The organism is Pantoea dispersa (assembly GCF_019890955.1).
In the GTDB taxonomy this organism is placed as follows: domain Bacteria; phylum Pseudomonadota; class Gammaproteobacteria; order Enterobacterales; family Enterobacteriaceae; genus Pantoea; species Pantoea dispersa.
This window is the reverse complement of sequence record NZ_CP082346.1, coordinates 278,779-300,013: the sequence shown is the minus strand read 5'-3', so window position 1 is coordinate 300,013 and position 21,235 is coordinate 278,779. Positions and strand designations below refer to the sequence as shown.

At 59.1% G+C, this 21,235-nt stretch carries 23 protein-coding genes; 12 read left to right on the top strand and 11 right to left on the bottom strand.

The window, feature by feature from the left end; translation table 11 throughout:
• Positions 1-603, bottom strand: coding sequence for a LysE family translocator (locus K7H94_RS01335; RefSeq protein WP_088517941.1), 603 nt, complete (start codon positions 601-603; stop codon positions 1-3).
• Positions 604-663: 60 nt separating this feature from the next.
• Here K7H94_RS01335 and K7H94_RS01330 point away from each other — a divergent pair, with 60 nt between their 5' ends.
• The 3 genes from K7H94_RS01330 (at position 664) to K7H94_RS01320 (ending at position 2,832) form a co-directional block, all read left to right on the top strand.
• The gene (locus K7H94_RS01330; RefSeq protein WP_222951544.1) at positions 664-1,680 is read left to right on the top strand and encodes a hydrolase; all 1,017 of its coding nucleotides are present in this window, start codon (positions 664-666) and stop codon (positions 1,678-1,680) included.
• A gap of 2 nt (positions 1,681-1,682) precedes the next feature.
• On the top strand, positions 1,683-1,901 hold the full coding sequence (locus K7H94_RS01325) for a YheU family protein (protein ID WP_152390382.1): 219 nt from the start codon (positions 1,683-1,685) through the stop codon (positions 1,899-1,901).
• Between the two features lie 61 nt (positions 1,902-1,962).
• Positions 1,963-2,832 carry a phosphoribulokinase gene (locus K7H94_RS01320; RefSeq protein WP_021507441.1) on the top strand — a complete coding sequence of 290 codons (870 nt, stop codon included), beginning with the start codon at positions 1,963-1,965 and terminating at the stop codon, positions 2,830-2,832.
• Between the two features lie 70 nt (positions 2,833-2,902).
• On the opposite strand, the gene K7H94_RS01315 is transcribed toward K7H94_RS01320, so the two are convergent.
• Complete coding sequence (locus tag K7H94_RS01315; RefSeq protein WP_021507440.1) at positions 2,903-3,307, bottom strand: OsmC family protein; 405 nt, start codon at positions 3,305-3,307, stop codon at positions 2,903-2,905.
• Between the two features lie 304 nt (positions 3,308-3,611).
• On the opposite strand from K7H94_RS01315, the gene crp reads away from it, so the two are divergent.
• Both crp and K7H94_RS01305 read left to right on the top strand, forming a co-directional pair.
• Entirely contained in the window at positions 3,612-4,244 is a 633-nt protein-coding gene (gene crp / locus K7H94_RS01310; protein WP_000242755.1) for a cAMP-activated global transcriptional regulator CRP, read from the top strand.
• 58 nt (positions 4,245-4,302) lie between these two features.
• Positions 4,303-6,378: a YccS/YhfK family putative transporter gene (locus K7H94_RS01305; protein ID WP_021507439.1), complete on the top strand. Its 2,076-nt coding sequence runs from the start codon at positions 4,303-4,305 to the stop codon at positions 6,376-6,378.
• On the opposite strand, the gene argD is transcribed toward K7H94_RS01305, so the two are convergent.
• Entirely contained in the window at positions 6,375-7,592 is a 1,218-nt protein-coding gene (gene argD, locus K7H94_RS01300) for a bifunctional acetylornithine/succinyldiaminopimelate transaminase (RefSeq protein WP_058759292.1), read from the bottom strand. The genes K7H94_RS01305 and argD overlap by 4 nt on opposite strands.
• A gap of 87 nt (positions 7,593-7,679) precedes the next feature.
• Positions 7,680-8,255: an aminodeoxychorismate synthase component II gene (locus tag K7H94_RS01295; RefSeq protein WP_222951543.1), complete on the bottom strand. Its 576-nt coding sequence runs from the start codon at positions 8,253-8,255 to the stop codon at positions 7,680-7,682.
• A gap of 154 nt (positions 8,256-8,409) precedes the next feature.
• Between K7H94_RS01295 and K7H94_RS01290 the strand changes: the two genes are divergently transcribed.
• A complete protein-coding gene (locus K7H94_RS01290; RefSeq protein ID WP_222951542.1) occupies positions 8,410-8,736 on the top strand; it encodes a helix-turn-helix domain-containing protein in 327 nt (108 codons plus the stop codon).
• Here the strand turns inward: K7H94_RS01290 and K7H94_RS01285 are convergent.
• From K7H94_RS01285 to ppiA, 3 genes are all read right to left on the bottom strand, one after another.
• Positions 8,728-9,330: a putative adenosine monophosphate-protein transferase Fic gene (locus tag K7H94_RS01285; protein WP_222951541.1), complete on the bottom strand. Its 603-nt coding sequence runs from the start codon at positions 9,328-9,330 to the stop codon at positions 8,728-8,730. The genes K7H94_RS01290 and K7H94_RS01285 overlap by 9 nt on opposite strands.
• Entirely contained in the window at positions 9,320-9,490 is a 171-nt protein-coding gene (locus K7H94_RS01280; protein WP_021507436.1) for a YhfG family protein, read from the bottom strand. The genes K7H94_RS01285 and K7H94_RS01280 overlap by 11 nt, the downstream gene beginning before the upstream one ends.
• A 100-nt stretch (positions 9,491-9,590) precedes the next feature.
• Positions 9,591-10,163, bottom strand: coding sequence for a peptidylprolyl isomerase A (gene ppiA, locus K7H94_RS01275; RefSeq protein WP_021507435.1), 573 nt, complete (start codon positions 10,161-10,163; stop codon positions 9,591-9,593).
• Positions 10,164-10,424: 261 nt separating this feature from the next.
• On the opposite strand from ppiA, the gene tsgA reads away from it, so the two are divergent.
• Positions 10,425-11,603 carry an MFS transporter TsgA gene (gene tsgA, locus K7H94_RS01270; RefSeq protein WP_021507434.1) on the top strand — a complete coding sequence of 393 codons (1,179 nt, stop codon included), beginning with the start codon at positions 10,425-10,427 and terminating at the stop codon, positions 11,601-11,603.
• 48 nt (positions 11,604-11,651) lie between these two features.
• On the opposite strand, the gene K7H94_RS01265 is transcribed toward tsgA, so the two are convergent.
• On the bottom strand, positions 11,652-12,935 hold the full coding sequence (locus tag K7H94_RS01265) for a cytosine deaminase (RefSeq protein WP_058759296.1): 1,284 nt from the start codon (positions 12,933-12,935) through the stop codon (positions 11,652-11,654).
• A gap of 235 nt (positions 12,936-13,170) precedes the next feature.
• On the opposite strand from K7H94_RS01265, the gene nirB reads away from it, so the two are divergent.
• The 5 genes from nirB to K7H94_RS01240 all read left to right on the top strand — a co-directional run bounded on the left by nirB (position 13,171) and on the right by K7H94_RS01240 (position 18,798).
• Complete coding sequence (gene nirB / locus K7H94_RS01260; protein ID WP_222951540.1) at positions 13,171-15,711, top strand: nitrite reductase large subunit NirB; 2,541 nt, start codon at positions 13,171-13,173, stop codon at positions 15,709-15,711.
• Entirely contained in the window at positions 15,708-16,034 is a 327-nt protein-coding gene (gene nirD / locus K7H94_RS01255; protein WP_021507431.1) for a nitrite reductase small subunit NirD, read from the top strand. Before nirB ends, nirD begins: the two co-directional genes overlap by 4 nt.
• Positions 16,035-16,064: 30 nt before the next feature.
• Positions 16,065-16,868: a nitrite transporter NirC gene (gene nirC, locus K7H94_RS01250; RefSeq protein WP_058780172.1), complete on the top strand. Its 804-nt coding sequence runs from the start codon at positions 16,065-16,067 to the stop codon at positions 16,866-16,868.
• 46 nt (positions 16,869-16,914) lie between these two features.
• Positions 16,915-18,279 carry a siroheme synthase CysG gene (cysG, locus tag K7H94_RS01245; RefSeq protein ID WP_222951539.1) on the top strand — a complete coding sequence of 455 codons (1,365 nt, stop codon included), beginning with the start codon at positions 16,915-16,917 and terminating at the stop codon, positions 18,277-18,279.
• A 72-nt stretch (positions 18,280-18,351) separates the two neighbouring features.
• Positions 18,352-18,798: a hypothetical protein gene (locus K7H94_RS01240; RefSeq protein ID WP_058759299.1), complete on the top strand. Its 447-nt coding sequence runs from the start codon at positions 18,352-18,354 to the stop codon at positions 18,796-18,798.
• Between the two features lie 40 nt (positions 18,799-18,838).
• On the opposite strand, the gene trpS is transcribed toward K7H94_RS01240, so the two are convergent.
• The 3 genes from trpS to rpe are packed head-to-tail and all read right to left on the bottom strand — an operon-like array spanning position 18,839 to position 21,203.
• Positions 18,839-19,843 (bottom strand): tryptophan--tRNA ligase, encoded by a 1,005-nt coding sequence (gene trpS, locus K7H94_RS01235; protein ID WP_058770971.1) that lies wholly within the window; start codon positions 19,841-19,843, stop codon positions 18,839-18,841.
• Between the two features lie 15 nt (positions 19,844-19,858).
• The gene (locus K7H94_RS01230; RefSeq protein WP_222951538.1) at positions 19,859-20,536 is read right to left on the bottom strand and encodes a phosphoglycolate phosphatase; all 678 of its coding nucleotides are present in this window, start codon (positions 20,534-20,536) and stop codon (positions 19,859-19,861) included.
• The gene (rpe, locus tag K7H94_RS01225; RefSeq protein ID WP_021507425.1) at positions 20,520-21,203 is read right to left on the bottom strand and encodes a ribulose-phosphate 3-epimerase; all 684 of its coding nucleotides are present in this window, start codon (positions 21,201-21,203) and stop codon (positions 20,520-20,522) included. Before rpe ends, K7H94_RS01230 begins: the two co-directional genes overlap by 17 nt.
• Between the last annotated feature and the right edge of the window lie 32 nt (positions 21,204-21,235).

Here is a 21,235-nt window from a genome sequence, read left to right as displayed (position 1 = left end):
TCAGTGCCAGATCAACAGCACGCAGGCTGCGGTCAGCGCACCCATGGCGAGGTTGAAGATTTTCCACGCGCGCGGGCTGCGCAGTAGCCGGCCAATCAGCGAGCCGAAACCCATCCAGATCACGCCGGAAACCACGTTCACCAGCGCCATACCGAGGCTGATCGCCACCACGGAATGCAGATAGGCGCTGCCGGCAAGGCTAAAGCTGGCGACCGCACCCAGCGCCATCAGCCAGGCTTTCGGGTTGATCAGTTGCAGTAACCCGCCCTGCCAGAAAGGCATCTGCTTCACGCTGGCATCGTCGGTTTCCAGCGTTTCATATTCGGCGGTGGCAATTTTCCACGCCAGCCACAGCAGGTAGAGGCTACCGGCCACTTTCAGTACCAGATGCAGTGAGGGATAGAGCAGAATCAGGCTGCCGATGCCAAACGCCACCATCAGCAACATCACCTGCATGCCAATCATGATACCAATCAGCAGTGGAAAGGTGCGCAGGAAGCCAAAATTAGCACCTGAGGCGGTAAGTAACATATTATTGGGCCCTGGCGTGATGGCCGCGACCCAGAGAAAGCCCAGCATTGATAAAAAAAGACTCAGTTCCATGTATATTCGGGTGCTCCTCACCCAGAAAAGCGAACAACCCATCGAAGCTATCAGCGAGTTATGCATCAGACAAGTACTATCCCAGGCTATTTTGATCGCCCGAGCGGCGAGCGCTTTACCCCGCTGCGCGGCTTCGGCAATGCGCATCTGCAAACGCTGCTGCCGCGCCTGCTGCGCCGGCGCGTCACGCTGCGCCCGCACTGGCAGCGCCTCGATCTGCCGGACGGCGACTTCGTCGATCTGGCGTGGAGCGAAGATCCGGCACAGGCACGTCACAAGCCGCGCATGGTGCTGTTCCACGGGCTGGAAGGCAGTTTCCGCAGCCCGTATGCCCATGGGCTGATGCAGGCGTGTCAGGCGCGCGGCTGGCTGGCGGTGATCATGCACTTCCGCGGCTGCAGCGGCGAGCCTAACCGTCTGCAGCGCATCTATCACTCCGGTGAAACTGAAGATGCGACCTATTTTCTGCACTGGCTGCAGCGCGAATGGGGCACGGTGCCAACGGCGGCGGTCGGCGTTTCGCTCGGCGGCAATATGCTGGCCTGTCTGCTGGGGCTGCAGGGCACGTCGGCCCCGCTGGATGCCGCGGTCGCCATCTCCGCGCCGCTGGCGCTGGAGCCGTGCAGCCAGAAGCTGGACGTGGGCTTTTCACGCTTTTATCAGCACTACCTGCTGACCCAGCTGAAGAAAAACGCCACGCGCAAACTGCGCGCCTGGCCGGGCACGCTGCCGGTCGATCTGACGCAGCTGCGCGCCTTCCGCCGGCTGCGTGAGTTTGATGATGCGATTACCGCCCGCGCCCACGGTTTTATTGATGCGCGCGACTATTATCAGCGCGCCAGCGCCATGCCATTGCTGACCGGCGTGCGCAAGCCGCTGCTGATCATCCATGCTAAAGATGATCCCTTTATGACCGATGCGGTGATCCCGCAGCCGCAGCAGTTGTCTGCCACAATTGAGTATCAGCTGACGCAGCAAGGCGGTCACGTCGGCTTCGTGAGCGGCAGCCTGCTGCGACCCAAAATGTGGCTGGAGCAGCGCGTGCCGGACTGGCTCTCAACTTATCTGGATATGTAATTGTGATTATTCCCTGGCAAGAACTCGACCCGACAACGCTGGAAAACCTGATAGAAAGTTTTGTGCTGCGTGAAGGCACCGATTATGGCGAGCAGGAGCGCAGCCTGACGCAGAAAGTGGCCGACGTGCGCCGCCAGCTCAAGCAGGGCGAGGTGGTACTGGTGTGGTCAGAATTGCATGAATCGGTCAATATTATGCCGCGGCGTGAATTTCGCGGCTAATGCGTCAGGCGGCAATTCGTGGTAACAATGCTCATCGCCGGACTTCACAGGGAGCGCTGTTATGTCAGCCAGGCATCCAGTCATAGCCGTTACCGGTTCCAGCGGCGCCGGAACCACCACCACCAGTCTCGCCTTCCGTAAAATTTTCCAGCAGCTGGATCTGCACGCGGCGGAAGTAGAAGGCGACAGTTTCCATCGCTATACCCGTCCGGAAATGGACATGGCGATTCGTAAGGCGCGCGACCTCGGGCGTCACATCAGCTACTTTGGCCCGGAAGCCAACGACTTCGGCCTACTGGAGCAGACTTTCCGCGACTATGGTCAGAGCGGACTCGGCCAGTCGCGCAAATATCTGCACACCTACGATGAAGCGGTGCCGTGGAATCAGGTGCCAGGCACGTTTACACCGTGGCAGCCGCTGCCGGAAAACACCGATGTGCTGTTCTATGAAGGCCTGCACGGCGGCGTGGTGACGCAGCAGCATAACGTGGCGGAACATGTCGATCTGCTGGTTGGCGTGGTACCGATTGTTAATCTGGAGTGGATTCAGAAACTGGTGCGCGACACCAGCGAGCGCGGCCATTCGCGCGAAGCGGTGATGGATTCGGTGGTGCGTTCGATGGAAGACTACATCAACTACATCACGCCGCAGTTTTCCCGCACGCACCTCAACTTCCAGCGCGTGCCGACCGTGGATACCTCGAACCCGTTTGCCGCGCGTGAGATCCCGTCGCTGGATGAGAGCTTTGTGGTGATCCATTTTCGCGGCCTGGAGGGCATCGCTTTTCCTTATTTACTGGCGATGATCCAGGGCTCGTTTATTTCCCACATGAATACGCTGGTGGTGCCGGGCGGCAAGATGGGACTGGCGATGGAGTTAATCATGACGCCGCTGGTGCAGCGGTTGATTGAAGGAAAACGCATTGAATAGCGCAGGCTAACGCGCCAGTTTCGCCGGGAGGTAATGAGATCGGGAGCGCAGGGCCGCGCTCCCGGCTGGATTACAGTTCGACGACTTCGTAGCTGTGCGTTATCTCGACGCCCTTGCCCAGCATGATCGCGACCGAGCAGTACTTCTCCGCGGACAGATCCACCGCGCGCGCCACCGCTTTATCGCTCAGCGCTTTGCCGCTGACAATAAAATGCAGATTGATATGCGTAAAAATGCGTGGCGCTTCTTCGCGGCGTTCTGAGGTCAGTTTGACTTCACAATCGGCGACATCGTTGCGCCCCTTTTGCAGAATCGACACCACGTCAATCGCGCTGCAGCCGCCCGCAGCCATCAACACCATCTCCATCGGGCTGGGCGCTTTATCACCGGAATTGCCGTCCATTAATACCTGATGACCGGATGAGGATTCTCCGAGAAAGGTCAGCCCTTCCACCCATTTCACTCGTGCCTGCATTATTCTTTCTCCTGAAGCGGCGGTTTTGCCGCCAGAGTACGCTTTCACCTGACAAACAGCAATGCAGACGCATCCCCCACCTGCTGAAGCGAGACAACAGGAGACAGGTTGCAAAAGCTATGCTACAAACAGTGCTGAAAATATTTTCGTCACGAAAGACGAAAGCGGGACGAATCAAAAGCATCGCTTACGAATCCACCCCCGAATAACTGTCCCTCACGGGAAACGCTGGACGATTTCACCGCCTGACAGGGAAAACTGCCCCCTGTATTTTGGGCACGATTACAACAGAGGATAATAGCGAATGGTTCTCGGCAAACCGCAAACAGACCCTACACTCGAATGGTTCCTGTCCCATTGCCATATTCACAAATATCCATCCAAAAGCACCCTCATCCATCAGGGTGAGAAAGCGGAAACGCTGTACTACATCGTGAAAGGTTCCGTCGCGGTACTGATTAAAGATGAAGAAGGCAAAGAGATGATTCTCTCCTACCTCAATCAGGGGGATTTCATCGGTGAGCTCGGCCTGTTTGAAGAGGGCCAGGAGCGTAGCGCCTGGGTACGTGCGAAAACCGCCTGCGAAGTGGCTGAAATTTCCTACAAAAAATTCCGTCAGCTGATTCAGGTCAATCCGGATATTTTAATGCGCCTGTCGGCGCAGATGGCGCGTCGCCTGCAGGTAACATCTGAAAAAGTCGGCAACCTTGCCTTCCTCGATGTGACCGGCCGTATCGCGCAAACGCTGCTCAACCTGGCGAAACAGCCTGATGCCATGACCCACCCGGACGGTATGCAGATTAAAATCACCCGTCAGGAGATTGGTCAGATCGTGGGCTGCTCACGCGAAACCGTGGGTCGTATCCTGAAAATGCTGGAAGATCAGAACCTGATCTCCGCACACGGCAAAACCATCGTCGTTTACGGCACCCGCTGATTTCTTCTCACCCACGGCGTGATGGCAACATCGCGCCGTTTCTGTTTACGATGAGCTGATGTGGCGTCGAATCATCTATCATCCGGAAGTTAACTATGCGCTGCGGCAAACGCTGGTGCTGTGCCTGCCTGTGGCGCTCGGCTGGCTGTTTGGCGATCTGCAAAAAGGGCTGCTGTTCTCCCTGGTGCCGGCCTGCTGCAACATCGCCGGTCTGGATACGCCACACAAGCGGTTCTTCAAACGGCTGATTGTCGGCGGCGCACTGTTCGCCAGCGGCAGTTTTCTGATTCAGTACCTCACGGCTTACGCTGTGCCGCTGCCGCTGATTCTGCTGGTGTTACCGCTGCTGGTGGGCGTGACCGGTGAAATCAGCCCGCTGCATGGCCGTTTGCTGCCCGGCACGCTGATCGCCGCCATCTTTACCTTAAGCCTCGTCGGCCGTATGCCTATGTGGGTCCCGCCGCTGCTGTATATCGGCGGGACGCTGTGGTACGGGCTGTTTAACTGGTTCTGGTTCTGGCTGTGGAAAGAGCAGCCGATGCGCGAGACCCTTAGCCTGCTGTACCGCGAGCTGGCCGATTACTGCGACGCCAAATACACCCTGCTGACGCAGCTGACCGATCCGGAAAAAGCGCTGCCGCCGCTACTGGCGCGCCAGCAGAAAGCGGTCGATCTGATCACCACCTGCTACCAGCAAATGCATATGCTGTCCGCCAGCCGTGATAACAGTCATAAACGCCTGACGCGCGCCTTTCAGGTTGCGCTCGATCTGCAGGAGCACATCTCGGTCAGCCTGCACCAGCCGGAAGAGGTGCAAAAGCTGGTGGAGCAGAGCCACGCCGAGGCGGTGATCCGCTGGAACGCGAAAATCATTTCGGCACGGCTGCGCGTGCTGGCCGATGCCATTCTCTATCACCAGCTGCCGGAACGCTTCCACATGGAGAAGCCGCTCGGCGCGCTGGAGAAAATTGCCCGGCAGCACCCGGATAATCCGGTCGGTAATTTCTGCCTCTACCATTTCAGCCGCATTGCGCGCGTGCTGCGCACGCAGAAGCCGCTGTATACCCGCGACCTGATGGCCGATCGCCAGCGCCGCCTGCCGCTGTTGCCGGCGCTGCGCAGCTACCTGTCGCTAAAATCTGCCGCGCTGCGGACGGCGGCGCGCTTCGCCGTGATGCTGATGTTCGGCAGCGCGCTGGCGCTGTTCTTCAATATTCCCAAGCCCTACTGGATTCTGATGACCATCATGTTTGTCAGCCAGAACGGCTACAGCGCCACGCGCGTGCGCATTCAGCACCGCGCGCTCGGCACCTTCGCCGGCTTGCTGATCGCCGCGGCGTCGCTGCGCTTTGCTGTTCCGGAGTCGATTGCCCTGCTGACCATGCTGGTCATCACGCTCGCCAGCTATCTGATCACGCGTAAATATTATGGCTGGTCGATGATTGGCTTTACCGTAACGGCGGTGTATTCGCTGCAGCTGCTGTCGCTGAACGGCGCGCAGTTTCTGCTGCCGCGCATGATGGATACGCTGATGGGCTGCCTGATTGCCTTCGCCGGCATGATCTGGCTATGGCCGCAATGGCAGAGCGGGCTGCTGCGCAATAACGCGCACGACGCGCTGGAAGCGTATCAGGAGGCGCTGCGCCTGCTGCTCGGTCCGGAGCAGGCGCCGGAGAAGCTGGCGTATCAGCGCGTCAAGGTTAACCAGGCGCACAACGCGCTGTTTAACTCGCTCAACCAGGCGTCCACCGAGCCGGGCTTTAACTTCCAGTATCTGAAAGATATGCGCCTGTGGGTGACTCACAGCCAGTTTATCGTCGAGCACATCAACGCCATGACCATTCTGGCGCGCGAGCACACCATGCTGACGCCAAAGCTGGCGGAGCGCTATTTGCAGTCCTGTGAAATCGCGCTGCAGCGCTGTCAGCAGCGGCTGGCTTACGACGGGCCGGGCAACGACAGCAATATTCTGGAAGCGCCGGAGAATCTGAATGAGGGGCCGGTGACGATTGTCGAACAGCATGTGAAGCGCATTCTGCAGCACCTCAATGTGATGCACACCATTTCTTCACTGGCGTGGAGCCAGCGCCCGCATCACGGCCGCTGGCTCAGCGTGCTGAAGCCGAAAGGTTAGTTCAGGACTTTCGCGATCGCCCGGGCGAAGCGCGCCATGCCTTCTGCGATATCGGTTGGCTCAATCACCAGCGACGGCACAAAGCGAATCACATCGCTGCCGGCGGTCAGTACCATCAGACCTTCAGCGGCGGAAGCGTTGAGGATATCGCGCGCTTTGCTGGCGTGCTGCGCGTTGAGTACGGCACCCAGCAGCAGCCCTTTGCCCCGAATTTCACTGAAGATATCGAACTGCTGATTGATCTTCTGCAGCGCCGAGACAAACTGCTCACGACGCGCGTCGACACCATTCAGTACCTCGGGCGTATTGATGATATCCAGCGCGGTTTCGGCAATCGCACAGGCCAGCGGGTTGCCGCCGTAGGTGGTGCCGTGCACGCCCGGCGCCATCACCGAGGCGATTTCATGAGTGGTCAGCATCGCGCTCACCGGGAAACCGCCGCCCAGCGCTTTAGCGGTGGTGATGATATCTGGCTTGATACCATAGTGTTCGTAAGCAAACAGCTTACCGCTGCGGCCCATGCCGCTCTGCACTTCATCCAGCACCAGCAGCGCGTTGTGCTGATCGCACAGCGCACGCAATCCCTGCATGAATTCCGGCGTTGCCGGCATCACGCCGCCTTCCCCCTGAATCGGCTCCACCACAATCGCGCAGGTGTGGTCGTCAATTACCGCCTTCACCGCGGCCAGATCGTTAAACGGCACATGGACGATATCCGCCGGCTTCGGGCCAAAGCCATCGGAGTATTTTGGCTGACCGCCCACCGAGACGGTGAACAGCGTGCGGCCGTGGAAGGCGTTGTGGAAAGCGATAATTTTGCTTTTGAACGGGCTGTGCTTTTTGCAGGCGTAGTAGCGCGCCAGTTTGAACGCCGCTTCGTTCGCTTCGGCACCGGAGTTACCGAAGAATACCCGCTCGGCGAAGGTCGCCGCGATCAGTTTACTGGCGAGGCGCAGCGCCGGCTCATTGGTGAACACGTTACTGGTGTGCCACAGGGTTTCGCCCTGGCTTTTCAGCGTTTCCACCAGCGCCGGATGACAATGGCCAAGCGCAGTGACCGCGATACCACCGGAGAAGTCGATATACTCTTTGCCCTGCTGATCCCATACGCGGCTGCCTTTGCCTTTGACCGGCACAAACTGCGCAGGTGCATAAACAGGCAAAATAACGTTATCGAACGTTTCCCGGCTTACCGCTAGATTTTCCGCTGCCATTGATGACCTCATCGGGTTATTTGTTGAGCTGATGTGAAATTATAATCACAAAATATGCATAAAAAATCATGCAATGGCAAACGGAAGTTACGTATTGAGGAAATTCGCCAGCAGCTGATGCCCCTGCTCGCTGAGAATGCTCTCCGGATGGAACTGCACGCCCTCGAGCGGCAGCGTACGATGGCGGAAGCCCATGATCTCATCGGCAACGCCGTCGCGCAGGCTCCAGGCGGTGACTTCAAACTCAGGCGGCAGCGTGTCGCGCGCCACAATCAGCGAGTGATAGCGCGTGACGGTTAGCGGATTATTCAGGTTGCGGAACACGCCCTGGCCGGTGTGCTGCACCGCAGAGGTTTTGCCATGCATCACCTTGCGCGCGCGCACCACCTGCGCACCGTAGGCCTGGGCGATGGCCTGATGGCCCAGGCATACCCCGAGAACCGGCAACCGTCCGGCAAAGTGGCGAATGGCTTCGAGCGAAATGCCGGACTGATCCGGCGTGCAGGGGCCCGGCGAGATCACCAGATGACTCAGCGGCAGCGCCGTCATCTCTTCCAGCGTCATCGCATCGTTGCGCACCACGCGCACCTGCGCGCCCAGTTCACAGAAGTACTGGTAGATATTCCAGGTAAAGGAGTCGTAGTTATCAATTAGCAGCAGCATACATTACAGATGAATTGAGTGGGTGCTGTCGGTGGGCGACAAGCAAGAAAGGTCGCAAAAAAGCAATGTTACCACCTTCGACCTCAATCCCCGCTAGCTGTCAAAAAAGAATCTGATTACTCTCGCACCAGGTGCTAGATCTAACGGAGCTGTGATGACAATACACATGCAAAAAATAAAAAGCCCAGCCCTGGAGGCAATTCACAGTGCAGCAACAGGCCTGTTTGAAGCCGGAGCCCTGAATAAACAGAGCATGCGGGATTTTGACCAATGCTGTCTGGAAGAGGTTAAAGCGCTGGAGGCCGGAGATATCAAAGCGCTGCGCGAAAACCTTAACGTGAGTCAGCCCGTTTTTGCCCGCTACCTCAACACCAGCGTTTCCACGGTGCAGAAATGGGAGAGCGGAGTAAAACGCCCGGGCGGCATTTCACTCAAATTGCTCCACATCGTGCAAAAGCACGGGCTGGAAATATTACTTTAGCGGTGAGGCCGGCCTCACCACTTTCGCAAACTGCGCATTGAGCGGCGCGAGATCGCCGCCGACGCCGGCGACGATGGCCTGGTGCCAGCTTTCAGGCTCCAGCGTATCCCAGTTCAGCAGATAGCCCGCGTGCAGCGCCAGCTGTTCGAAAAAGATGCGCTGTGCCCGCCCGTTACCGGCACGGAACGGATGCAGGACGTAGATTTCACAGTAGTAATGCGCGATGCGTGCCACGAAGGTCTGCGGGTCGAGGTCGCACAGTCCCTCTTCCTCCTCCAGTGCGCTCATCAGCGCATTGCCCTCGTTCTCGATGTACTCACAGTGGCAATAGGGCGTGTCGTCGCGCCAGATGTCGATGGTACGCAGTTCACCGGCCCAGCTGTAGATATCCTGAAACAGCGTGCGGTGAATATGACGCAGGTGCGGCAGGCCAGGCGTGGCCGGTCCGAGCGCCAGCGTGGCCAGCCGCGCCGCGCTGAATGCCAGCTCGGCTTTACGCAATTGCGCCACGTCGTGAATTTCCAGCAGGTTTTTCAGCACGTCATCGTTGTGCCACAAATAGGGATCGCGCACCGCCAGGCTGTTATCCGCCATATTGCCTCCTCAGCGATGCCAGACGATCATCCGCCTGGGCGCTCTCGACGGCAGGTTCATTCAGCGTGTAACCGGCCAGTTTGCAGCTGGCCTGATAATTGGCCGCACGGGTTTGCTGCCACAACGTGATTTTCTGTTTTTCGGTGAGTTTGCTGCTCATAGCGCCTCCGGCAAGCAGGATGTGCCCTAAGTATAAGAGCAAATTTCAGCTTTGCCGGAGCGCGGCAGACGGCGCCACCCAGAGGTGGCGCGCAGAGGGATTACGGCAGGACTTTCGCGGAAGTGATAACAATCGGTTTTGACGGCACATTCTGGTATGGCCCGACATCTTTGGTCGGCACCTGGGCGATCTTGTCGATCACATCCATGCCTTTCACCACTTTACCAAACACCGCATAGCCGAAGTCGCGCTGGCCATGGTCAAGAAAAGCGTTGTCCGCCACGTTCAGGAAGAACTGGCTGGTCGCACTGTCTTTCTCAGCGGTACGCGCCATGGAAATGGTGCCACGCAGGTTGCGCAGGCCGTTATCCGCTTCGTTTTTGATCGGCGCGTTGGTCTGCTTCTGCTGCATATCCGCCGTGAAGCCGCCGCCCTGAATCATGAAACCCGGGATCACACGATGGAAAATGGTGTTGTTGTAGAAGCCGTTATTCACGTAATCCACAAAGTTTTTTACTGAAACCGGGGCTTTCTGATTATCCAGTTCAAGTTCGATATTGCCCGCAGAGGTGGTGAGCAGCACGTGCGTATCCCCTTTCGCCGCCAGAGCCGAAGCAGATACAGAAGAGAGCGCTAACAGGGCAACCGCCGCTGTCAAAGTACGTTTAAGCATGAAAGATTCCTTACCTTGGAGAGCAAGCTCAAAAACGAGATTGATTGTAAAGAGCATGTAATACAAGAGCCAGCGTTTTACCTATATTTACGCTGATGTTGCTATCGTCATACTTTTCCCATCGCGCAATCATTTGCGTGACGAAAATCACACTATTAATGAAATATTTCTCGCACGTTTCACTGCTTGTTTATTACGATCACAGATCCATTTACAATTCATGACACTTTTTGCCACGTCGGCGCATCACAGGTTCAGAACATGACAAACCGTAATCGTATTGGCCTTACCTGGATCAGCTTTTTCTCCTATGCGCTCACCGGCGCACTGGTGATCGTTACCGGTATGGTGCTGGATAATATTGCCCAGTATTTCCAGCTGCCCATCTCCGAGATGAGCAACACCTTCACTTTCCTTAACGCTGGTATTCTGGCGGCGGTGTTCCTGAACGCCTGGCTGATGGTGATTGTGCCACTCAAGCGCCAGCTGATCTTTGGCTTTGTGCTGATGATCCTCGCCGTGGCCGGGCTGATGACCAGCCATAACCTCACGGTGTTCTCGCTGTGCATGTTCGTGCTCGGCGTGGTCAGCGGTATCACCATGTCGATCGGCACCTTCCTGATTACCCATCTGTACGATGGTCGCCAGCGCGGTTCCCGTCTGCTATTTACCGACTCGTTCTTTAGCATGGCGGGCACCATCTTCCCGATTATCGCGGGCATTCTGCTGGCGCGCGCGCTGCCGTGGTACTGGGTTTACGCCTGCATTGGCGTGATCTACGTGGCGATCTTCATCCTGACGCTGATGGTCGAGTTCCCGGTACTGAAGAGCGAAGCCGCGGTGCAGGGCGGCGAAAAAGAGAAGTGGGGCATCGGCGTGCTGTTCCTGTCGATCGCGGCACTGTGCTACATCCTCGGCCAGCTCGGCTTCATCTCCTGGGTGCCGGAATACGCCACCAAATCAATGGGCATGGATATCGCCGCCGCCGGTCAGCTGGTCGGTAACTTCTGGACCGCCTATATGGTCGGCATGTGGGCGTTCAGCTTCCTGCTGCGCTTCTTCGACCTGCAACGCATTCTGGTGGTGCTGGCGCTGCTGGCCACCGGCCTGATGTTCTGGTTCGTGAAAACCACCGATGCCAGCATGCTGCACTGGATCATTATGTCGCTTGGCTTCTTCTCCAGCGCCATTTACACCACCATCATCACGCTGGGCTCGCTGCAGACCAAAGCGTCATCGCCGAAGCTGGTGAACTTCATCCTCACCTGCGGCACCGTCGGCACCATGCTGACCTTCGTGGTCACCGGCCCGATCGTGGCGAAAGGCGGTGCCCACGCGGCGCTGTCCACCGCGAACGCGCTGTACGCGGTGGTGTTCGTGATGTGTGTGCTGCTCGGCTTTGTCACCAAACATCGCCAGCACGCTCACCAGACCGCCTGATCCCCGAGCGGCGCGAAGCCTCGCGCCGCTATTCCCCTTCCCGCTCCCTTAACGCCGGAACGTCACCGCTTCGGTAGCGCCGAGATAAATTTCACTGCTTGCCGGCTGTGTGGCCGCCACCAGCACGCCCTTACGCAGCGAATAGCGCACCGGCACCTGACGGCGCAGCGCATCGAACCCGTTATCAGCAGGCAAAATAATCAGGCTGGCCGCGTTGCCCACCTGCACGCCATAATCCGCCAGCTGCATGGTTTTGGCACTGTTGTGCGTGATGAGTTGCAGACCGCTGTCGATCTGCTCATAGCCCATCAACTGACAGACGTGCAGCCCCATGTGCAGCACCTGCAGCATGCTGGCGGTGCCGAGCGGATACCAGGGATCGAACACATCATCATGGCCGAAGCAGACGTTGATACCCGCCTCCAGCAGCTCTTTCACCCGCGTCACGCCGCGCCGTTTCGGGTAGCTGTCAAAGCGTCCCTGCAGATGAATATTCACCAGCGGATTGGCGACAAAGTTAATCTGCGACAGCTTCAGCAGGCGGAACAGCCGCGAGGTATAGGCGTTATTGTACGAATGCATCGCCGTGGTGTGGCTGGCGGTGACGCGCGCGCCCATGCCCTCGCGGTGCGCCAGCGCCGCCACGGTTTCGACAAAGCGTGACTGCTCATCATCAATCTCGTCACAGTGCACGTCCACCAGCCGGTCATAGCGCTGCGCCAGCGCAAACGCCTTGTGCAGCGATTCGACGCCATATTCGCGGGTAAATTCATAATGCGGGATCGCGCCCACCACGTCAGCACCGAGGCGCAGCGCCTCTTCCAGCAGCGCTTCGCCGTTGGGATAAGAGAGAATGCCCTCCTGCGGAAAGGCCACGATCTGGATATCGATCCACGGCGCCATCTCCGCTTTCACCTCCAGCATCGCGGTTAAGGCGGTCAGCGTGGGATCGGACACATCCACGTGGGTACGCACGTGCTGAATGCCGTTGGCAATTTGCCACTTCAGCGTCTGCCGCGCGCGCTGCTTCACATCCTCATGGCTGAGCAGTGCCTTGCGTTCAGCCCAGCGCTCAATGCCTTCAAACAGCGTGCCGGACTGATTCCACGCCGGTTCGCCAGCGGTTTGCGTGGTGTCGAGATGAATATGCGGCTCGATAAACGGCGCGCTCGCCAGGCCACCGGCGGCATCCAGCGCATCCGGCTGGGCGGCCGCGTGCGGCGGCTGCGGAATAATGGCGCTGATGTTGCCGTGGCGAATTTCGATCTGCCATAAACCCGGTTGGCCTGCCAGGCGCAGGTTGTTTATCCACTTAAACGCTTGCTGGGTCATATCCTTCTCCGCTGAAAACGCAACATCTTAAGCTAGCACGAAAAACGGCCGCGCCGCTGGCAACTTTTCTGCCGCCATTGGGTAATTTTCAACCAAATAAAAGACTTAGATAAAAACGCGTAAAATCAGCAACATACCTCTAAATGGGTATATAAAGCCGCAGTTGATGTACGTCAATAAGCGCCAGAAACAGCGCGCTAAGGTAGGCGCAGATCCCGCAAATTTTGAGGCAAGCATGAGCAAGCACAGTGTCGTTATTATTGGCAACGGCATGGTTGGCCACCGCTTTATCGAAGAACTGATCGACAAAGCCGCCCCTGAGCAGTTCGCGATAACCGTTTTCTGTGAAGAGCCCCGCGTCGCCTATGACCGCGTCCATCTCTCCGCCTATTTTTCCCACCACACCGCCGAAGAACTCTCACTGGTGCGCGAAGGCTACTACGAAAAGCATCAGGTCAATCTGCTGCTCGGCGAGCGCGCCATTACCCTCAACCGTGAGGAAAAGCTGATTCACTCCAACACCGGTCGTGCGGTGCATTACGACACGCTGATTCTGGCCACCGGTTCTTATCCGTGGATCCCGCCGATCGCCGGCGCGGAGGGCAGCGACTGCTTTGTCTATCGCACTATCGAAGATCTCAACGCCATTGAAGCCTGCGCGCGCCGCAGCAAACGCGGTGCGGTGATTGGCGGCGGTCTGCTCGGACTGGAAGCGGCGGGCGCGCTGAAAAATCTCGGCATTGAAACGCACGTGATTGAATATGCGCCGGTGCTGATGGCGGAACAGCTGGATACACAGGGCGGCGAACAGCTGCGGCGTAAGATCGAACAGATGGGCGTGCAGGTCCATACCGGCAAAAATACCCGGCAGATTGTGCATCACGCTAAAGGCGGTAAAACGCTGGCGTTCGCCGATGGCAGCGCGCTCGACGTCGACTTTATCGTGTTCTCCACCGGCATTCGCCCGCAGGATAAGCTGGCGCAACAGTGCGGCCTGGCGCTCGGCCAGCGCGGTGGCGTTGCCATCAACGATCGCTGCCAGACCAGCGATGCGGCGATCTACGCGATTGGGGAATGCGCCGCCTGGCAGGATCGGATTTACGGTCTGGTGGCGCCGGGCTACAAAATGGCGCAGGTCGCCAGCGATGCGCTGGTCGGGCGTGACAGCGTCTTTGCCGGAGCCGATATGAGCGCCAAACTCAAGCTGCTGGGCGTGGATGTCGGCGGCATTGGCGATGCACATGGCCGCACGCCGGGCGCGCGCAGTTACATCTGGCTCGATGAACAGCAGCACGTGTATAAGCGCCTGATCGTCAGCGAAGACAACAAAACTCTGCTCGGCGCGGTGCTGGTGGGCGACACCAGCGACTACGGCAATCTGCTGCAGCTGGCGCTCAATCACATCGCCTTACCGGAAAACCCGGCGCTGCTGATTCTGCCGGCGGGCAGCGGCGAAAAACCGGCGCTGGGCGTCGATTCGCTGCCGGACAGCGCGCAGATCTGCTCCTGCTTTGACGTCAGCAAAGGCGATATCGTTAACGCGGTGCAGGCGGGTTGCCACACCGTGGCGGCGCTGAAAGCCGAAACCCGCGCCGGTACCGGCTGCGGCGGCTGTATCCCGTTGATTACGCAAGTGCTGAACGCTGAGCTGAGCCGTCAGGGCATCGAAGTCAATCATCACCTGTGCGAGCATTTCGCCTATTCGCGCCAGGAGCTGTATCACCTGATCCGCGTGGAGGAGATCAAGTCGTTTGACGCGCTGCTGGCGAAGTATGGCCAGGGTTACGGCTGTGAAGTGTGTAAACCGACCGTCGGATTGCTGCTGGCCTCCTGCTGGAACGAATACATCCTCAAGCCGCAGCATACGCCGCTGCAAGACAGCAACGATCTCTATCTCGGCAACATCCAGAAAGATGGCACCTACTCGGTGATTCCGCGCACCGCCGGCGGTGAAATCACGCCGCAGGGGCTGATGACGCTGGGCGAAGTGGCGCGGCAATACAATCTTTACACCAAAATCACCGGCTCACAGCGCATCGGCCTGTTCGGGGCGCAGCGCGACGACCTGCCGGCGATCTGGTCACAGCTGATTGCCGCCGGCTTTGAAACCGGACAGGCTTATGCCAAAGCGCTGCGCATGGCGAAAACCTGCGTCGGCAGCAGCTGGTGCCGCTATGGCGTTGGCGACAGCCTCGGCTTCGGCATTGAGCTGGAAAATCGCTACAAAGGCATCCGCACGCCGCACAAGATGAAGTTTGGCGTCTCTGGCTGTACCCGTGAATGCGCCGAAGCGCAGGGCAAAGATGTCGGCGTCATCGCCACCGAAAAAGGCTGGAACCTGTACGTGTGCGGCAACGGCGGCATGAAACCGCGCCACGCCGATCTGCTGGCGGCTGACCTCGACCGCGACACGCTGCTGCAGTATCTCGACCGCTTCATGATGTTTTACATCCGCACCGGCGACCGCCTGCAGCGCACTTCGCTGTGGCTGGAGAGCATGGACGGCGGCATCGACTATCTGCGCAGCGTGATTATCGACGACCGGCTCGGCCTTAACGCGCAGCTGGAGCAGGAGCTGACGCGTCTGCGCGCTGACGTCCGCTGTGAATGGACCGCCACGGTTAACGACCCGCAGCAGCAGGCGCACTTCGCCACGTTTATTAACAGCCCGCAGCGCGACCCGCTGGTGCAGCACGTCAGTGAACGCGAGCAGCATCGCCCGGCGCGTCCGGCGGAGCGCATCGCGATTACCCTGATCGAGGAGGCTGACGCATGAGCCAGTGGTACACCGTATGTGAACTCACACAAATCCTGCCCGCTACCGGCGTGTGCGCGCTGGTTAACGGCCAGCAGATCGCCATCTTTCGCCCGCGCGACGATGCGCAGCTGTACGCCCTGAGCAACATCGACCCGTTTGCTGAGGCCAGCGTGTTATCGCGCGGCCTGATCGCCGAACACCAGCACACGCTGTGGGTCGCCAGCCCGCTGAAAAAACAGCGTTTTCGCCTGAGCGATGGCGTTTGTCTGGAAGATGAAAGCCGCTCGGTGGCGAGCTATGCGGTGCGCGTCAGCAACGGCCAGGTCGAAGTCTGCGCCTGACAGAATTCCTACACTTTATGAGACGTCACTATGTTTTCTGACACCCTGAACACCTGCGCCGCCAATGCGGCGCGCATTGTACGCACCGCGCAGCACAGCCCGCTGGCCTTCTGGATCGGATCGGCGATGGCCGGCGCTTACGTTGGCCTGGCGATCATCCTGATCTTCACCCTCGGTAACCTGGCGGACCCGGCATATCGTCCACTGCTGATGGGCGCCACCTTCGGTATTGCCCTGACGCTGGTGATCATCGCCGGTTCCGAGCTGTTTACCGGTCATACCATGTTCCTCACCGTGGGCGTCAAAGCCGGCACCATCAGCCACGGCCAGATGTGGTGCGTGCTGCCGCAAACCTGGCTGGGTAACCTGATCGGCTCAGTGTTTGTCGCCCTGCTCTACTACTACGCCGCTGGTGCGCTGCTGCCGAACGCCGGCTCGCTGATCCACAGCGTAGCGCTGGCAAAAACCACGCAGACGGCGATGGCGCTGTTCTTTAAAGGCGCGCTGTGCAACTGGCTGGTGTGTCTGGCGATCTGGATGGCGGTGCGCAGCGAAGGTGCCGCGAAGTTCATCGCTATCTGGTGGTGCCTGCTGGCGTTTATCGCCTCCGGTTACGAGCACTCCATCGCCAACATGACGGTATTTGCGCTGTCGTGGTTTGGTCAGCACAGCGCCGACCTGACGCTGAGCGGCATCGGCCACAACCTGCTGTGGGTGACGCTCGGCAATATGTTCTCCGGCATGGTGCTGATGGGCCTGGGCTACTGGTATGCCACGCCGCAGGCGCAGCGCCCGCAGACGCAAGCCCAGGCTTCGCCGCTGAAATCGGTATAATCCCTTCCACAGCCCGCACCGTGCGGGCTTTTTTTCAGGATTCGCTATGGATTACTTTCCGCTGTTTTGTCGGCTGCAAGGCAAGCGTTGTTTACTGGTTGGCGCAGGCGATGTGGCTGAACGTAAAGCGCGTTTGCTGCTGGAGGCCGGCGCAGAGCTGTACGTCGGCGCGCGGGATTTTTCCCCGGCGTTTCAGCTGTGGGCTCAACAGGGAAAAGTGACGTTACTGCACGGCGCATTCACCGATGACTGGCTGAATGAATGCTGGCTGGCGATTGCGGCCACCAGCGATGATGCCGTCAATCAGCAGGTGGCTGACGCCGCCGAACAGCGCCGCCTCTTCTGTAACCTGGTGGATGCGCCGCAGCAGGCCAGCGCCATTATGCCGTCGATCGTCGACCGCTCGCCGCTGATGATCGCCGTCTCTTCCGGTGGTCGCGCGCCGGTGCTGGCGCGTCTGCTGCGCGAGAAGCTGGAGGCGATGCTGCCCCAGCATCTCGGCGAACTGGCTGCGCTGGCGGGCTCACTGCGCGAGCGCGTGAAGCAGCATTTTAGCGCCATGGCGCCACGCCGCGCCTTCTGGGAGCGCTTCTTTACCAGCGATCGGCTGGCCCAAACGCTGGCCAACGGCGATCGGGCACGCGCGGCCGCACAGGTCGATGCCTTGTTTGCGGCGCCGCTGACGCAGCAGGGCGAAGTCGTGCTGGTGGGTGCCGGGCCGGGTGATGCCGGTCTGCTGACGCTGAAAGGGTTGCAGGCTATCCAGCAGGCTGATGTGGTGGTGTATGACCGGCTGGTATCGGAGCCGATTCTTAATCTGGTGCGGCGCGATGCCGAACGCCTCTTCGTGGGTAAACAGGCGGGCCATCACTGCGTGCCGCAGGAACAAATCAACCAGCTGCTGCTGGAGCAGGCGCAGCGCGGCAAGCGTGTGGTGCGCCTCAAAGGCGGCGATCCCTTTATTTTTGGCCGCGGCGGCGAAGAGCTGGAGGTGCTGGCGCAGCATAACATCCCGTTCAGCGTGGTGCCGGGCATCACCGCCGCCTCCGGCTGTGCCGCCTACAGCGGTATTCCCCTCACCCACCGCGACCATGCCCAGAGCGTGCGCTTTGTCACCGGCCATCTGCAGCAGCACGGCGAAATGGAGTGGGGCAAACTGGCGGCGGAGCAGCAGACGCTGGTGTTTTATATGGGCCTCAGCCAGGCGGCCGACATTCAGCAGCAGCTGTTACGGCACGGGATGGACGCAGCGATGCCGGTGGCTATCGTGCAGCACGGCACCACGCCGCAGCAGCGCGTCGCCTGCGCCACGCTGCAGGAGCTGGCAACGCTGGCACAGCAGTTTGCCAGTCCGGCGCTGATCATTGTGGGCCGCGTGGTCAGCCTGCGCACGCAGCTGCGCTGGTTCTGATGCGGTAAAACACTGTACAGCGCTGCGCTTTGCCGCCAGACTGAGCAGCCAAATCAATCACAAGGAGTTTCCATGCGCATTATTTCTCTGGCCGCGGCGCTGCTGATGCCGCTGAGCGTGGCGGTGAGTGCCGCCCCGGTGACGTGGTCAACGGTCACGGGCGAATGGCAGGTGGTTGCCGTGACGCCGAAAAAGGAGAACGGCCAGATTTACATCAAAAACGATCCGCAGTTTATGGGCGCGCGCGTGGCGTTTAAACCCAATGCGATTAGCTGGACGCGCGGTACTGCCGAACGCGGCATCAATCCGGCGACCGACAATTGCCAGGGCAAACCGCGCCTGAGTGCCGCCAGCGGGGCCGGACAGGATCGTGATTTCAGCTTTCGCTATGGCTTCAACGTGCACTGTGGCAATCAGGCGTGGGGACCGGCACCGGGCGCGGTACTGAGCGTGCTGGCCGACGGCAACGCGCGGCTATTCTGGGATGGCGCAGAGCTGACGCTGCATCGGGTGAAGTAAAGCCTGCGGGGCGCGTTGTGCTGCGCCCCGGCAAACCGGCTTATGGCTGCGCCACGAAGCCTACGGCGTCATACACTTTCTTCAGCGTTTCCTGGGCATGCGCACGGGCTTTCGCTGCGCCATCGCGCATTACCTGGTTGAGGAACGCTTCGTCATTGCGGAAACGATGATAACGCTCCTGCAGCTCAGTCAGCATCTCAGACACAGCATCTGCCACCGCGCCTTTCAGGTGACCATACATTTTGCCTTCGAACTCCTGCTCCAGCTGCGCAATCGACTTACCGGTCACGCCTGACAGGATATCCAGCAGGTTAGACACGCCCGCTTTCTCTTTGATGTCGTAACGCACCACCGGCGGCTCTTCCGAGTCGGTCACTGCACGCTTAATCTTCTTCACCACCGATTTGGTGTCTTCCAGCAGACCAATCACGTTGTTGCGGTTGTCATCGGATTTCGACATCTTCTTCGTCGGCTCCAGCAGTGACATCACGCGCGCGCCGGACTTCGGAATAAACGGTTCAGGAATTTTAAACACGTCGCCATACAGCGCATTGAAGCGCGCGGCGATATCGCGGCTCAGCTCAAGGTGCTGCTTCTGGTCTTCGCCGACCGGCACCTGGTTAGTCTGATACAGCAGAATATCGGCCGCCATCAGCACCGGATAATCGAACAGGCCGGCGTTGATGTTCTCTTCGTAACGTGCCGATTTGTCCTTGAACTGCGTCATGCGGCTCAGCTCGCCGAAGTAGGCGTAGCAGTTCAGCACCCAGCTCAGCTGGGCGTGCTCCGGTACGTGCGACTGCACGAAGATGGTGCTTTTTTCCGGATCGATACCGCAGGCAAGGTACAGCGCCAGCGTATCCAGCGTGGCTTTGCGCAGCGCGGCCGGGTCCTGACGAACGGTGATGGCGTGCAGATCGACGATGCAGTAAATGCAGTGGAAATCATCCTGCATCTGCACCCACTGACGCAGCGCACCCATGTAGTTGCCAATGGTCAGTTCACCGGAAGGCTGGGCGCCGCTGAAAACGATGGGTTTGCTCATGTTATGTCCTGATAATCACAGCCCGAGAACGGGCAAAAGTTCGCTAAAAGTATCGAGTGTTAAATCGGGCTGGCTGGTGGCAATCGGCTCACCGTAGTTGTAGCCGAAGGTCATCGCAACGTTTGGCACGCCCGCCGCCTGGGCAGCGAGAATATCATTGCGCGAATCACCGACAAACAGCAATTGTCCTGGAAGCACGCCAAAACGGCCGAGAACGAGGAAAATCGCCGCCGGATGAGGTTTTTTCACCACCACATCGTCGCCGCCGATGATCAGAGAAAAGTAGTTGGCAATGCCGAGCGACTGCAGCAGCGGAGCAACAAACGGTGTGGGTTTGTTGGTGACGATGGCCAGCGGCAGACCGCTGGCATGCAGCGCAGCCAGCGTCTCCTGCACCTGTGGAAACAGCGTACTGCCGGCTTCCACCGTTGCGGCGTAATGTTTGTCGAACAGCGCACGCGCGTCGCGCTGCTCGTCGGCCTGCGGCTCACGGCCCAGCGCCCAGCTGAGCGCCCGCGCCATCATGATGTCCGCACCGTTGCCAATCCAGGTTGAGACGCGCTCAACGCCTGCGGGCGGCAGCTGCAAATCGGCCAGCGCCAGATCGATCGCCTGTGCCAGGCCTGGCGCGCTGTGCACCAGCGTGCCATCGAGATCGAACGCCAGCGCGCGGATATCAGTGAAATGAGCCATTAACTTTCTCCAGTTCGCTGCGCATCTCATCGATCACCTTCTTGTAATCCGGATGACCGAAGATCGCCGAGCCGGCAACAAACATATCGGCACCGGCCGCCGCGATCTGACCGATGTTATCGATCTTCACGCCGCCATCCACTTCCAGACGGATTTGATAACCGCTCTGGTCAATGCGACGACGCGCTTCGCGCAGTTTATCCAGCGTGCCCGGAATAAAGGACTGGCCGCCGAAGCCTGGGTTGACCGACATCAGCAGAATGATGTCGAGCTTATCCATCACGTAATCGAGATAGCTGAGCGGCGTTGCCGGATTGAACACCAGACCGGCCTTACAGCCGTGCTCTTTGATCAGCTGCAGCGTACGGTCAACGTGCTCGCTGGCTTCGGGATGGAAAGTAATGAAGCTGGCACCCGCTTTGGCGAATTCCGGGATCAGCGCATCGACCGGTTTGACCATCAGATGCACATCGATGGGCGCGGTGATGCCGTAATCGCGCAGCGCTTTCAGCACCATTGGCCCCATGGTCAGATTGGGAACATAGTGGTTATCCATCACATCGAAATGCACCACGTCGCCACCGGCTTCCAGCGCTTTAGCGGTATCTTCGCCCAGGCGGGCAAAATCAGCGGCAAGGATTGATGGGGCCAGTAAAAATTGTTTCATCCGAATCTCCCAATTTTGTGCGCCAGCCGGAG